Source organism: Saccharopolyspora endophytica, from assembly GCF_018070075.1.
Classification (GTDB): domain Bacteria; phylum Actinomycetota; class Actinomycetes; order Mycobacteriales; family Pseudonocardiaceae; genus Saccharopolyspora; species Saccharopolyspora endophytica.
This window is the reverse complement of the sequence record NZ_JAGPXE010000017.1, coordinates 159,598-172,711: the sequence shown is the minus strand read 5'-3', so window position 1 is coordinate 172,711 and position 13,114 is coordinate 159,598. Positions and strand designations below refer to the sequence as shown.

Genomic DNA, 13,114 nt, shown 5'->3' with positions numbered 1-13,114 from the left:
CGGTCCTCGTCGTCATCCTGCGATGCTGTCGTGTCGCCGTCGGTCACGATGATCCCCTTCCAGCCGAAAGCGGACGCTTCCAGCCTGTCGGATCACCGCCCCACACACAAAGATCAGGACACTCCCGGACCCGATTACGGCGGTATTCCGGGTTGTCCTGATTACTCCGGTAATCCGCGTCCTGAATACGGCGGTTTTCGGTGTCCTGATTACGGCGGTATTCCGGGTTGTGGTCGGGGGTGGGGAGGTGGCGAGGGGGAGGGCGGCTGCGGTGAGGGGACCGGCTGAGAGGAGCAGGGCTCCGAGGTTCCCGAACACCCAGTAGGCGTAGGGGCGTTGGGCGAACTCTCCCTGGTGGTAGCGCTGGATCACCAGGTGGTAGCCGTCGAGCCACCAGAACCCGAAGGCGGCGAAGGCGGCGACGACGAGCGACGCACCGAACCCGGCGATCAGCAGCGAGCGCCAGGAGCGGTGGACCAGCACGACGGCGAGGGCGATCACGGCCACGAGGGTGAGCCCGTAGCTGAGGAACAGCGCCGATCCGAGCAGCACCCCGCCGAGCAGGGACGGCAGCGCTCGGCGCAGCGCCAGCAGGGCGATGGCGGTCGTGGTGACGCCGGTGAACAGGCCGTCGGCCGACACGCCCATCCACACGGCTCCGGGGAAGAGCACCACGAACGGGACCACCGCGCGCGCCGCCCGCTCGTCGTGCAGAGCCCTGACCGTCACCGGTACCGCGACCGCCGCCAGGGCTCCCACCAGCAGCGTCACCACCGACGCCCAGGTGCCGCTGCCGAGCCCGAGCCGGTCCAGCCACGTGTAGACCAGCAGCGCACCCGGTGGGTGGCCCGAGACGTGCACCGTCCAGGATCCGGGCTGCCCCGCGAGGACATGCTGGGTGAACTCGTCGATCATCGCGGGGATGTCGTGCACCCGGGGCACGTCGTGGAGGTACTCGGTCCAGTCGGTCAACCGCTCGGTGATCCCGGCTCGCCACCCGTCCACCAGCGCCAGTGAGACCGTCCATGCCAGGGCCGCTGCGTAGCTCGCGGCCAGCAACCCGCGCCACGCCAGCCGGGACGCCAGCGGCGGGCCCCACACGACCACGGCGATCGCCAGCGCGACGGCCAGGGGCGTGCCAGGTCCGACGTGGGGGTTGAGGAAACCGAAGAGCGGGGCGGCGTCGGCGTGGAGCGGAACGCCGGCGCGGTTGAGCGCGACACCGGCGATCGCCGTGGCGGCGACGACCAGCGCAGCGGTGGCGAGCGCGATCAGCTGCGCGCGGCGGGACGGGGTGGGCACCGCCGTGAAGGTAGTCGCGCACGAGCCCTCGGCCAACGCGCGGAAGGGATCCGTCAGAACCTCGTAAGAACTCGCCCGGCGTAAGGATTCGGTAAGCGCCGCAGACCTTTTCGTCTTCGTCCACTGTGCGCTTGCATGGGTGTCGTGAACGAAGTCGACGTGGTGCTGCCCTGCCTGGACGAAGCCGCCGCCCTGCCCGGAGTGCTCGCGGCCCTGCCTGACGGGTACCGGGCGCTGGTGGTGGACAACGGATCTCGGGACGGCTCCCCGGACATCGCCGCCGCCCGCGGTGCGACGGTGATCGCCGAACCCCGCCGCGGCTACGGAGCCGCCGTGCACACCGGTCTTCACGCCGCGGTCACCGAGATCGTGTGCTTCGCCGACTGCGACGGTTCCCTGGACCCGGCGGTGCTGCCGGACCTGGTCGCTCGGGTGCGGTCCGGTGCGGACCTGGTGGTGGGACGGCGGGTCCCGGCCACGCCCGCAGCCTGGCCCGCGCACGCTCGCGCGGGCAACGCGCTCATCGCCGCCCTGCTGCGCAGGCGAGGCGTCCCGGTCCACGACATCGCGCCGATCCGCGCCGTCCGGCGTGCTGATCTGCTGAACCTCGACGTCGCCGACCGCGCCTTCGGCTATCCGCTGGAGCTGCTGCTCAAGGCCGGGCGGGCTGGCTGGCGGATCGTCGAGACCGACGTCGAGTACCGGCCGCGCACCGCCGGAACCCGCTCGAAGGTCTCCGGTTCGGTGCGCGGCACGCTGCGCGCGACGCGCGACATGGCGCGGGTGCTGCGATGACCGCGCTGCTCGTCGTCGCCAAGGCGCCCGTCCCCGGGCTGGCCAAGACCAGGCTGTGCCCTCCCGCCACGCCCGAGCAGGCCGCCGAGCTCGCCGCCGCGAGCCTGCTCGACACGCTCGACGCCGTCCACTCCACCCCCGGAGCGCACCCCGTCGTCGCCCTCACCGGCGACCTCGACGACGCCGCCCGCGCCACCGAACTGCGCGAGCGGTTCGCGCGCGGCACGCTGCTGGGCCAGCGAGGCGAAGGCTTCCCGCAGCGCCTGGCCGCCGCCCACGCCGACACCGCCGCCGCCCACCCGGGACTACCGGTGCTGCAGATCGGCATGGACACCCCGCAGGTCACCGCGGAGCTGCTCGCCGACGCCTGCCACCGGCTGGTCGGTGCCGACGCCGTCTACGGCCCGGCCGCCGACGGGGGATGGTGGGCCATCGGCTTCCGCGATCCCCGGCTCGCGGGCCTGCTCGCCGACATCCCCACCTCGCGTCCTGACACCGGCCGCCGCACCCTCAACGCGCTGCGCACCGCCGGAGTGCGGGTCGACGCGCTGCCCGAGCTCGTCGACGTCGACACGATGCACGACGCCTGCGCGGTGGCCTCGGGCGTTCCGCGCACCCGCTTCGCCGCAGCCCTGGCCGGGTGCCCGAGGTGAGCGGGGAGTTCGACGCGGCGCTGCGCGGCGGCACGACCACCCTGGAGACCAGCGACGGTTCGGCCCGGCCGCTGCCCGGGCACCGCTGGATCTCCGAGCCCGACACCGCCGACCGCCACGTCCTGGCGGCGTGCCGCGGTCCGGTGCTCGACATCGGCTGCGGTCCCGGGAGGCTCGCCGGAGCGCTCACCGGCACCGGCGTGATGTGCCTGGGCATCGACAGCTCACCGCTGGCGGTCGAGATGACCCTCGCCCGGGGTGCGATGGCCTTGCGCCGCGACGTGTTCGGCCCGCTGCCGGGCGACGGCAGCTGGTGCGAGGCGCTGCTGGTCGACGGCAACATCGGCATCGGCGGCGACCCCACCGCGCTGCTGGCCCGGGTGCGCCGCCTGCTGCGGCCCGGGGGAGTGGCGTGGGTGGAGGTCGAGCCTCCCGGAGCCGGGGTCTGGCGCGGTACCGGGCGCGTCGTCGACGCGGGCCGGCGCGGCCGGACCTTCCGCTGGGCGCGCGTCGGTGCCGACGCCATCGCCGCGCTGGCCACCGGTTTCAGCGCGCGGGTCGGCGAGGTCGACCGGCGCTGGTTCGCGGTGCTGACCGCCAGGCCTTGACTCGCGGCGACCGGAGCAAGAGCATTCCGCTTCGCGTGGGAAACTGGGTCCAGTGTGGACGATCGGAAAAACGGTGCCGTCGAGGATGAATCGGACGTAGGGGTTCAAACGTCCTCGTCCTGCTGTGATTTCGATCCGCGCGGCATGATTTTTCGTCCGAATTGCTCGGAATCGTCCCGCTGATCTCCGGGGATCCGTTTTTCCATACAGTATTCTGCATTCACTCGTCCGAGCACGGGACAGGTCGTGCGGCGAGCGGTGTGAGGGGACGCGGATGAACTTCCCGGTGTGGGTGTGGGCGGTGACGCTGGTCGCGCTGCTCGGGCTGATCGCGGCAGACCTGCTCGTGGTGGGGCGGCGGCCGCACGCCGTCAGCGTCAAGGAGGCCGGCCTGTGGGTGGCCTTCTACGTCGCGCTCGCGGCCCTCTTCGGCGCGCTGCTGTTCGCCTTCGCCGGTTCCACCAGCGGCGCGGAGTTCTTCGCGGGGTACGTCACCGAGTACAGCCTCTCGGTGGACAACCTGTTCGTCTTCGTGATCATCATGTCGCGCTTCGCGGTGCCCCGCGAGCACCAGCACCGGGTGCTCTACATCGGCATCCTGATCTCCCTGGTGCTGCGCGCGGCGTGCATCGCCGCGGGTGTCGCGGTGCTCGCCGCGTTCAACTGGGTGTTCTACCTCTTCGGCGCGTTCCTGATCTACACCGCGATCAAGGTCGCCCGCGACGCCGGTGGTGACGAGCCCGACGACGAGGGCAGCGGCATGATCCGCGCGCTGCAGCGGTTCGTGCCCACCACCGACACCTACGACGGCGGCAAGATGGTCACCCGCGTCGACGGCAAGCGGATGTTCACGCCGCTGCTGCTGGTCGTGGCCGCGCTCGGGCTGGCGAACGTGATCTTCGCGCTGGACTCGATGCCGGCCATCTTCGGGCTGACCAAGGACGGCTTCATCATCTTCACCGCCAACGCCTTCGCGCTGATGGGGCTGCGGCAGCTCTACTTCGTCATCGGCGGGCTGCTCGACCGGCTGATCTACCTCAGCTACGGGCTGGCGGTCATCCTCGGTTTCATCGGCCTCAAGCTGATCGTCGAGGCGCTGCACGGGTCGCACGTCGAGGAGATCCACTTCCCGGTCCCCGACATCGGCATCGCGGCCTCGCTGGGCTTCATCGTGCTCACCCTGGCGATCACCACGGTCGCCAGCCTGGCCCGGTCCCGCACCGCGCGGGCGGAACCGGCGCCCGAACCGGTGACCAGCGGCGCCGAGTCGGAATAAAGCCGCCCGCACGGCGTTGACCGAGCATGGCGCGCAAGTCGCCGGAGAGGCTCCTGGCCGACCACCGGACCGAGGTGCAGCACCGCATCGAGTCGCTGCAGCGGCACCTCACGTCCATCGTCGAGTCGGCGACCTGGACCACCAACGACGACGAGCACGACCCGGAAGGCGTCACCATCGCCTACGAGCGGGCCCAGACCCAGGGCCTGCTGACCGACGCCAAGGCCGAGCTCGAAGCGCTGGACGAGGCCGCCAGGCGCGTCGAGGACGGCACCTACGGGCAGTGCCAGCGCTGCGGCAAGCGCATCACCAAGGAACGCCTCGAAGCCCTGCCCGCGGCCAAGCTGTGCATCCGCTGCACCTCGGCCCGGCGCTGAGTCAGTCCTCGCCGACGGACAGGCGGGAGAGGCGCGTCGGGGTGGGCCAGCGGACGTGGTGGGCCCAGCCGGCCTTCTCGAACAGCCAGATCACCCGTGCCGAGATGTCGATCTGACCGCGCTGGACGCCGTGGCGCGCGCAGGTCGGGTCCGCGTGGTGCAGGTTGTGCCAGGACTCGCCCATGCTCAGGATCGCCAGCGGCCAGAAGTTCGCCGCCTTGTCCCGGCTCTTGAACGGCCGTTCGCCCACCAGGTGGCAGATTGAGTTGACCGACCACGTCACGTGGTGCAGGAACGCCACCCGGACCAGCCCGGCCCAGAAGAACGCCGTCAGCGCGCCCCAGGCGGTCCCGGTGATCAACCAGCCCATCAGACCCGGCAGCAGGAACGTCGCGACCGTGAGCGGGCCGAACAGCTTGTGCACCAGCCGCATGTCGGCGTCGGCCAGCAGGTCCGGGACGAAGCGCTCCTGGTTGGTCAGGTCGCGCTCGAACACCCAGCCCATGTGCGCGTGCCAGAACCCGCGCACCAGCGCGGCGGGCGAGGTGCCGAAGGCCCAGGGGGAGTGCGGGTCGCCCTCGCGGTCGGCGAAGGCGTGGTGCCTGCGGTGGTCGGAGACCCAGTGCATGATCGGTCCCTGCACCGCCATGCTCGCCACCACCGCCAGGGTGATGCGCAGCCACCGCTTCGCGCGGAAGGCCCCGTGGGTGAAGTAGCGGTGGTAGCCGACCGTCACCCCCAGGATGGTCAGCACGTACCAGCCCGCGGCCAGCGCCACGTCCCACCAGTTCAAGCCCCAGCCCCACGCCAGCGGCACGGCGGCCACCAGGGCGAGGAACGGGCCGAGGATGAACACGTACACCGACAGTTGCGGACCCCACGGCCTGCGTCCGGCGAGCATGGGCTTGGGGCCTGCGATCTCAGCTGCGTCCAACTCGAGCTCCTCGCGTAGTTGCGGGGAAATCCCGCCTCGACCACCAAACCCCGAATGCTCTGGTGATCGCAAGAAACGGGATGGCAACCGAGAGTGAACGGCCAACGATTCCGGGGACGCGTGCGCGGTCTGCGCACACCGCTGGTCCCGGTCTACGTCGCGGACGGTAGCACGGGTGTCGCTCCTGGTCGGACGACCGGATCGCCGTCGGCGCCGATGCTGGGAATCACCGACGAGGAAGGTGAGCAGCGATGGTGACCGAACTACTGATGCAGTGGGGCCCCGGGCCCGGACCCGGAGGCCACGGCGGAGGTCCGTTCTGGATCTTCGGCCTGGTGTGGATGGTGCTGATCGCGTCGCTGATCGTCACCGCGATCTACGCGATCCTGCGCAGGACGCGGCGGCCTTCGGCGACCGAGAGCGCGCGGATGATCCTCGCCGAGCGCTACGCCCGAGGCGAGCTCAGCGGTGAGGAGTACCGGGAGCGCCTCGGCGAACTGCGCTGAGCGAGGGGTGCGCGACTTCGCGAGAGGTCGCGCACCCCAGGCCCCACTATCGGGCGATGGGCTCAGGGCCGGTGGAGCTGGTCGGTGAGGTTCCAGGAGCGCCAGGACATCTCACCCGCGTTGGCGTTGATGTCCAGGACCACCGAACCCTTGATGTCGGCCGGGAGCCGCTCGATCGCGGGCAGCGCGTCCGCGGACAGCTCCGCCAGGTACTCGGGGTCGACCTTGCCGGTGTGCTCGAAGCGGGAGACGTTGGCCTCGGCGACCGCGCCTTCCGGGTTGAGCCCGGCCAGCACCAGCAGCGCGCCCATCGCGGTGCCCAGCACCGCCGTGGGCAACCAGTGCGCACGCAGCCGCACGCCCGCCGCGATGATCATCGCGTAGACCACGCCGAGCCAGATCTCGCAGGTCATCACCAGCAGCCGCAGGACCGTGTACCCGTAGGCGTCCTGGTAGGACCACATCCGCGCCAGCGCGGAGCCGACGATCACCAGCGTCAGCACCGCCAGCGCCCCGGCCAGGCCGCGCAGCAGGTTCCGCTCGGCCCGCGTGCGCCTCGGCGCCCAGCGCGCGGCGGCCGCGATCACCGGCAGGGTCAGGATCGTCACCAGCGTCAGCTGCCAGAACCCGTTGCGCGCGTAGGAGGAGAACGTCACCCCGGCGCTGTCGCGCACGTGCGCGGGACCGCCGAACAGCGACGCCGCCTGCACGACGATGAACAGCGCGAACAGCGCCACCAGCACGCCGATCGGCACCGCCCACTCCGCTCCGCGCAGCGTGCGCCGCTCACCGCCGGGCGCGTCGAGCTTCGGAGGGCGCAGCGCGGTGAAGGCGGCGCCCAGGGCGAGCAGGGTGAAGGGCGCGAACACGAACGTCGCGCGGAAGAACGTCTCGAAGTCCAGTTCGGGCACGACCGCGTCGGCGATCCGCGCGAAGTTCTCGTCGGCGCCGGCGAACAGCGCCCCGAAGATCAGCAGCAACAGCAGCGCGACCAGCACCGAGAAGCCCATCCGCAGGGCTCGGCTGCCGCGCACCCGGCCGCGCATGCCGCGCGCGGTCCACGGCAGCGCCCGGCAGGCGGCGATCGGCACCGCCACGGCCATCAGCACCAGCTCCCGGACCGCCCGGGCGCGGCTGATCGCCAGCGCCGCCGCGACGGCGGAGGTGAGCACGCACAGCGCCGCCAGCCACTCGGCGCTGCGCAGCGCGCACACCGACAGCAGCAGCAGGCCGGTGACCACCCACAGCACCTGCCCGATCCGGACGTCGCGCACGGCGAACAGCAGTCCCGCCGCCGCGCACAGCCCGAACAGCGTCCAGCCGATCCCGGGGCCTTCCAGCGGGAGGAACACGGCTGCGGCGACACCGGTGATCAGCGCTGCGGGCAGCGCTCGGGGCACGCCGTTCTCGGGCCGGGGCCAGAAGGAGTCGAACAACGGGGGTGCGGGGACCTGGTACTGCGAGACGACCGGCGGGGGAGCGAGGTGGTCGGACATGTTCCTCCAGAGCGAACCGTGCTTCGCCTGAAGACGTCTCAAGCCCGGCGCGGGTTGCGTCGCGCCGGGCTTGAGGAAGTCGGACCGTCAGTTGTTGCGCGCGGCCTGCCGGGAACCGGGCGCGGAGAGCCGGCCTCGGGCGGTGACCAGCGCTGTGCGCGCGTTGGCGCGCTCGCCGTGGGCGAGGTGCTCCGCGGCGGTGCGCACCGCGGTCGCCGCGTCCGCGGAGACCGCGATCTGCGGGTGCTCGTCGAGCAGCCCCACCGCGCGCATCAGTTCCTGGCGGGCGCGGTCAGCCGGGGTGTTCGGCTTGGTCAGCAAGTCGATGAGGGCTGTGTCCACCGCGTCGCGAAGGGCCGCCTCGGTCGAGCTGTGCGGTAGTGCAGTCACGGGCCGGGAGTCTATGCGCTGAACGGCACAATTTTCTCGGCCGCTGATCACCCACATGGGTGGATCTCTGTGGTCCGGTGCAACGGTGAGCTGAACACGACCCGTCATTTTTGCTTCTGGCCCGTCGAATTCGCGCGCTGGAGCGACTCGTCGCGCACGCGCCCGGGCTGAGCATTTCGCCTGGTTGTGCGGCTTTCGGCACTTCGTCCGCTCTGAGATGTGCCCTAACGCACGTTTAGTTGATGTGCGCAACTAACTTGTTACGGTCACGGCGAGTACCGATTTCTGCTCAGCGAGTTCGGCTGAGTGACCGGAACGGATGAGGTTTCCGGGGGAAGCGCGGGAACCGAAAGGGGCGCGAGGGTGACTACTGGCCAGCAATGGGACATCGTGACCAGCGTCGGGCTGACCGCGCTGGGAGTGGCGGCGGCGCGGGCGCTGGAGACCCATCGCGAGGACCGGCTGATGTCGGACCCGTTCGCCGCGGCGTTCGTGAAGGCCGCCGACGCGCCGGCGCCGATGCCCACCTCGCCGGAGGAGGTGGCGCAGCTGCCGGAGGACTCCATCTGGGCCCAGGCCAAGATGGAGGACTACATGGGCGTGCGGTCGCGCTGCTTCGACGACTTCTTCGCCGCGGCGGGCGAGGCCGGTGTCCGGCAGGTGGTGATCCTGGCCTCCGGCCTGGACGCGCGTGCCCACCGCCTGGACTGGGCTGTCGGCACCACCGTCTTCGAGATCGACCAGCCCAAGGTCCTGGAGTTCAAGCGGACCGTCCTCGACGGACTCGACGCCGCGCCGAAGTGCGCGCACCGGCCGGTGCCGATCGACCTGCGCGAGGACTGGGCCTCGGCGCTGACCGAGGCCGGTTTCGACACCGAGGTGCCCACCGCGTGGCTGGCCGAGGGCCTGCTGCCCTACCTCCCGCCGGAGGCCGAGCAGCAGCTGCTGACGAGCATCGACCGGCTGTCGGCCTCCGGCAGCCGGTTGGCGGTGGAGGACTTCAACGACGTCCGCCGGCTCTTCGAGGACGACGACCTCGCCGACTTCGGCCAGGAGTGGGGCCTGGACATGCGCGACCTGCTGCACTCCGACGATCGCCCCGAGTCCCCGGACGTGCTGCGAGGCCTGGGCTGGAAGACCGAGGTCGAAGGCGCTGAGGCGAAGGCGCGGGGCTACGGCCGCGACCTGAGCGGGATGTTCGGCGAGATGGCCGACGCCAGCCGCTTCGTGGAGGCGCGCAAACCCGCCTGAGGTGCGCGGGGTCCGAAATGACCTGTTCGGCAGGTGATTTCGGACCCCGTCGCACGTCCCGCGCCGACGGCGTTCGCCGCCTACGATCGGGGAGTGGCAGAACAGGACTGGGACATCGTCAGCGGCATCGGCGTCACCGCGCTGGCGGTGGCCGCCGGGCGCGCGATCGAGAGCTGCCGGGACGACCGGCTGATCAACGACCCCCACGCCCAGACGCTGGTGCGCGCCGCGGGCCAGGGGATGGCGTTCCCGACCACGCCGGAGGAGCTGGCGGCCATCCCCGACGACGGGCGCCGCTGGGCCGAGCGCATCGACCACTACATCGGTGTCCGCTCCCGCTTCTTCGACGACTTCTTCGCTCAGGTCGCCGAATCCGGCGTGCGCCAGTTCGTGATCCTGGCCGCCGGATTGGACACGCGCGCCTATCGGCTCGACTGGCCCGACGGGACCGCTGTGTTCGAGCTGGACCAGCCGAAAGTCCTCCAGTTCAAACGGGAGATCCTCGATCGGGTCGAGTCCGGTTGTGAGCACCGGATGCTGGGAATCGACCTGCGGGAGGACTGGCCCGCCGCGCTGATCGCCGCCGGCCTGGACGTCGGCGTTCCCACCGGATGGCTGGCCGAAGGGCTGCTGCCGTATCTGCCGGGCGAGGCGGAACGAGGGCTCCTGCAGGCCATCACCGACCTGTCCGCGCCGGGAAGTCGCTTGGCGGTGGAGGAGTTCCACGACACCAGCAAGATCGCAGGTGACGCGAAGATCTCCGAGTACGGCAAGCAGCAGGGCATGGACGTCAGCGCGATCCTGCACGACGACGGCCGCCCTGCCGCTCCGGATCTGCTGGTGGAGCTGGGCTGGAACAGCGAGGCCGAGACCAGCGAGGACGCGGCGGTCCGCCTCGGCAGGGATCCCGGGCTGGCGATCGGCCCGATGCTCGAGGTCAGCCGTTTCGTGACCGCCTCGAAACCCGGGTGAAGACGATCACCGCGACTGGGCGGGCATGATCGGAGTAGCCTGGGATTTCGCACTGTCCGCGAGCGAAAACGGGTGAGCTCGGTGTTCCTGACAATTCTCGGCTGGATCGTGTTCGGCCTGATCGCCGGTTTCCTGGCCCGCGCCATCGTGCCGGGCAAGGACGACATCGGCCTGCTGATGACGATCGTCCTCGGCGTCGTGGGTTCCGCGGTCGGCGGTTTCCTGTTCGGCTTGTTCACCGTGGGTCTGCGCGGCTTCGAGCCCGCCGGCTGGATCGGGTCGGTCATCGGCGCGGTGATCGTGCTGGTCATCTACAACAAGGTTACCGGCCGCAAGCGCCGCGTCCGGTCATAGTTTCCGGCCGACGCCGACCAGCCCGGTCATGCGCTCCGGGTTGTCGCCGACTTCCGAGGGGGAGACCGGTCGCCACTGCGGCATGAAGACCAGGCCCGGTTCGACCAGCTCGAAGCCCTCGAAGAACCCGCCGATCTCTGCTCGCGAGCGGAACGTCAGAGGAGTGGCGGTCCGCTGCTTGTAGAGGTCGGCGTGTTCGCCGGCGACGTCCGGCCGCCCCTCGTCGGTGGCGTGCGAGATGCACAGGAAGCTGCCCGGCGCCAACGCGTCCCGGTACCGCGCGATCATCTCGCGAGGTGCGGAGTCGTCGCCGATGAAGTGCAGCAGCGCCACCATCATCACCGCCACCGGCTGGCCCGGGTCGAGCAGCGCGGTGACCTCGTCGGAGGCCAGGACGGCTTCGGGATCGCGGGCGTCGGCGCGCACGATGTCGGCGTCGGCGTTGTCGGCCAGCAACGTCTTGCTGTAGGCCACGGCGACGGGGTCGGTGTCGACGTAGACGACGCGGCTGCCGGGCGCCGCCAGCTGCGCCACCTCGTGCACGTTGCCCACCGTCGGGATGCCCGAGCCCAGGTCGAGGAACTGCCGGACGCCCTGTTCGACGCAGCAGTGCACCGCGCGTCGCAGGAAGGCGCGGTTGGCCTGCATGATCTGCGGCAGCTCCGGCCACATCGCGATCGCCTCGTCGCCCATCTCGCGGTCGACGGCGAAGTTGTGGCTGCCGCCGAGGTAGTAGTCGTAGACCCGCGCGGCGTTGGGCTTGTCCAGGTCGACTTCGTTGGGCTCGGACATCGCAGACCTCCTCACGGCTGGGCGGGGCCACCGCCCAGCCGTGATGTTAGAGGTCGGCCACCCCGATCCGGGGTCAAGCAGCGGCCACGGTTCGGTTGCTGAGCCGTACCACCGCCGCCAGGGCCACGAGGGCGACCGCCGCGCCCGCGGTCATGATGACCGCCATCGCGGGTCCGTCGTTGCCCAGCACTCCGACCAGCGGCGCGATCAGCGCGCCGAGCCCGAACTGGCAGGCGCCCAGCAGTGCCGCGGCGGTTCCCGCGGCCTCGCCGTGCCGCCCCAGCGCCAGCGCCGGGGCGTTGGGCATCACGAAGCCCATCGACCCCAGGACCAGCCACAACGGCACCAGGAATCCGACCAGCCCGCCGATGCCGGTGGTGGTCAGGGCGATCATCACCAGCCCGGAGGCGGTGGCCACGATCAGGGAGGTCACCACGATCTGCATCGTGGTGAAGCGGTTGAGCAGCACGACGTTGAGCTGCGAGGCGCCGATCAGCGCCACGGCACCCGCTCCGAACACGAGCCCGAACGCCTGCTGGTTGAGCCCGTACTGCTCCTGCAGCACGAACGAGGAACCCGACACGTAGGAGAACAGCGCCGTCATCGCCAGCGCGGCCACGACCAGCAGCAGCACGAACTCGCGGTCGGTGAGCAGCTTGCCGTAGGTCTTGAGCACGGGCGCGAAGTGCGGTTCCTGCCTGCGCTGCGGCGGCAGCGACTCCGGCAGCGCGAGCACCGCCAGCACCAGCAGGGCGGCACCGAGCGCGGCCAGCACGCCGAAGACCCCGCGCCACGAGGTCGACAGCAGCACCGCGCCGCCCAGCGTCGGCGCCAGGATCGGTGCGATGCCCATGACCAGGATCAGCCGCGAGAGCGCGGTGGCGGCCGCACGCCCGGACCACAGGTCGCGCACCACCGCCATCGCGACCACCATCGCCGCGGCCGCCCCGACTCCCTGCACCACGCGCAGCCCGCCGAGCACGGCGACGTTCGGCGCGATGAGGCAGGCCAGCGAGGCGAGGATGTGCAGCGCGGTGCCGGCGATGAGCGGCTTGCGGCGTCCGACGACGTCGGAGAGCGGGCCGATCAGCAGTTGTCCCAGCCCCAGGCCGAGCAGCGTCCCGGTGAGGGTGAGCTGCACGGTGGAGTCGGGAGCCCCCAGGTCCGCGCCGATGGAGGGCAGCGCGGGCAGGTACATGTCGATGGTCAGCGGCCCCAGGGCGATCAGCGCCCCGAGCACCACGATGATGCGCAGTCGCTCCAGCCCGGTCGGTTCGTCGGCGCGGACATCACTCGTCCGGGCCGGCGCCGCCGGGGATTGCACAGCAACGTCTTCCATCGCTTCCTTCCGGAAATGTCGTCCAGTACCCGACGTAGAGCGTGGTGGAAGCCGCGTTTGTTCCGGAGA

The 13,114-nt window shown here is 71.0% G+C and carries 15 protein-coding genes; 9 read left to right on the top strand and 6 right to left on the bottom strand.

The genetic code is table 11. From position 1 onward, the window contains the following. Positions 1–12: 12 nt before the first annotated feature. Positions 13–1,302, bottom strand: a complete 1,290-nt coding sequence (locus tag KBO27_RS30275) for an ArnT family glycosyltransferase (protein ID WP_210973257.1) — start codon at positions 1,300–1,302, stop codon at positions 13–15. A 135-nt stretch (positions 1,303–1,437) separates the two neighbouring features. Between KBO27_RS30275 and KBO27_RS30270 the strand changes: the two genes are divergently transcribed. The 5 genes from KBO27_RS30270 to KBO27_RS30250 all read left to right on the top strand — a co-directional run bounded on the left by KBO27_RS30270 (position 1,438) and on the right by KBO27_RS30250 (position 5,011). Then, the gene (locus KBO27_RS30270) at positions 1,438–2,097 is read left to right on the top strand and encodes a glycosyltransferase family 2 protein (RefSeq protein ID WP_210973256.1); all 660 of its coding nucleotides are present in this window, start codon (positions 1,438–1,440) and stop codon (positions 2,095–2,097) included. Further along, positions 2,094–2,750, top strand: a complete 657-nt coding sequence (locus tag KBO27_RS30265) for a TIGR04282 family arsenosugar biosynthesis glycosyltransferase (protein ID WP_210973255.1) — start codon at positions 2,094–2,096, stop codon at positions 2,748–2,750. The genes KBO27_RS30270 and KBO27_RS30265 overlap by 4 nt, the downstream gene beginning before the upstream one ends. Next, positions 2,747–3,358, top strand: coding sequence for a methyltransferase domain-containing protein (locus tag KBO27_RS30260; protein ID WP_307870704.1), 612 nt, complete (start codon positions 2,747–2,749; stop codon positions 3,356–3,358). Before KBO27_RS30265 ends, KBO27_RS30260 begins: the two co-directional genes overlap by 4 nt. 274 nt (positions 3,359–3,632) lie before the next feature. After that, entirely contained in the window at positions 3,633–4,634 is a 1,002-nt protein-coding gene (locus KBO27_RS30255) for a TerC family protein (RefSeq protein WP_210973253.1), read from the top strand. A gap of 26 nt (positions 4,635–4,660) precedes the next feature. Beyond that, complete coding sequence (locus tag KBO27_RS30250) at positions 4,661–5,011, top strand: TraR/DksA family transcriptional regulator (RefSeq protein ID WP_210973252.1); 351 nt, start codon at positions 4,661–4,663, stop codon at positions 5,009–5,011. A 1-nt stretch (position 5,012) separates the two neighbouring features. Here the strand turns inward: KBO27_RS30250 and KBO27_RS30245 are convergent, their stop codons facing one another. Continuing rightward, positions 5,013–5,912, bottom strand: coding sequence for an acyl-CoA desaturase (locus KBO27_RS30245; RefSeq protein WP_210973273.1), 900 nt, complete (start codon positions 5,910–5,912; stop codon positions 5,013–5,015). 284 nt (positions 5,913–6,196) lie between these two features. On the opposite strand from KBO27_RS30245, the gene KBO27_RS30240 reads away from it, so the two are divergent. Then, on the top strand, positions 6,197–6,451 hold the full coding sequence (locus tag KBO27_RS30240) for an SHOCT domain-containing protein (RefSeq protein ID WP_210973274.1): 255 nt from the start codon (positions 6,197–6,199) through the stop codon (positions 6,449–6,451). A 62-nt stretch (positions 6,452–6,513) separates the two neighbouring features. On the opposite strand, the gene KBO27_RS30235 is transcribed toward KBO27_RS30240, so the two are convergent. After that, positions 6,514–7,947, bottom strand: coding sequence for a DUF4153 domain-containing protein (locus KBO27_RS30235; RefSeq protein ID WP_246538441.1), 1,434 nt, complete (start codon positions 7,945–7,947; stop codon positions 6,514–6,516). Positions 7,948–8,034: 87 nt separating this feature from the next. Then, positions 8,035–8,337, bottom strand: a complete 303-nt coding sequence (locus KBO27_RS30230) for a hypothetical protein (protein WP_210973251.1) — start codon at positions 8,335–8,337, stop codon at positions 8,035–8,037. A 363-nt stretch (positions 8,338–8,700) separates the two neighbouring features. Between KBO27_RS30230 and KBO27_RS30225 the strand changes: the two genes are divergently transcribed. The 3 genes from KBO27_RS30225 to KBO27_RS30215 all read left to right on the top strand — a co-directional run bounded on the left by KBO27_RS30225 (position 8,701) and on the right by KBO27_RS30215 (position 10,914). Continuing rightward, a complete protein-coding gene (locus KBO27_RS30225) occupies positions 8,701–9,588 on the top strand; it encodes a class I SAM-dependent methyltransferase (RefSeq protein ID WP_210973250.1) in 888 nt (295 codons plus the stop codon). 93 nt (positions 9,589–9,681) lie between these two features. Then, positions 9,682–10,560, top strand: coding sequence for an SAM-dependent methyltransferase (locus KBO27_RS30220; RefSeq protein ID WP_210973249.1), 879 nt, complete (start codon positions 9,682–9,684; stop codon positions 10,558–10,560). A gap of 81 nt (positions 10,561–10,641) precedes the next feature. Further along, on the top strand, positions 10,642–10,914 hold the full coding sequence (locus tag KBO27_RS30215) for a GlsB/YeaQ/YmgE family stress response membrane protein (RefSeq protein ID WP_210973271.1): 273 nt from the start codon (positions 10,642–10,644) through the stop codon (positions 10,912–10,914). Here the strand turns inward: KBO27_RS30215 and KBO27_RS30210 are convergent. Together KBO27_RS30210 and KBO27_RS30205 are read right to left on the bottom strand one after the other, a co-directional pair. Continuing rightward, a complete protein-coding gene (locus tag KBO27_RS30210; RefSeq protein ID WP_210973248.1) occupies positions 10,909–11,706 on the bottom strand; it encodes an SAM-dependent methyltransferase in 798 nt (265 codons plus the stop codon). The genes KBO27_RS30215 and KBO27_RS30210 overlap by 6 nt on opposite strands. A 73-nt stretch (positions 11,707–11,779) precedes the next feature. Next, positions 11,780–13,045 (bottom strand): multidrug effflux MFS transporter, encoded by a 1,266-nt coding sequence (locus KBO27_RS30205; RefSeq protein WP_210973247.1) that lies wholly within the window; start codon positions 13,043–13,045, stop codon positions 11,780–11,782. Between the last annotated feature and the right edge of the window lie 69 nt (positions 13,046–13,114).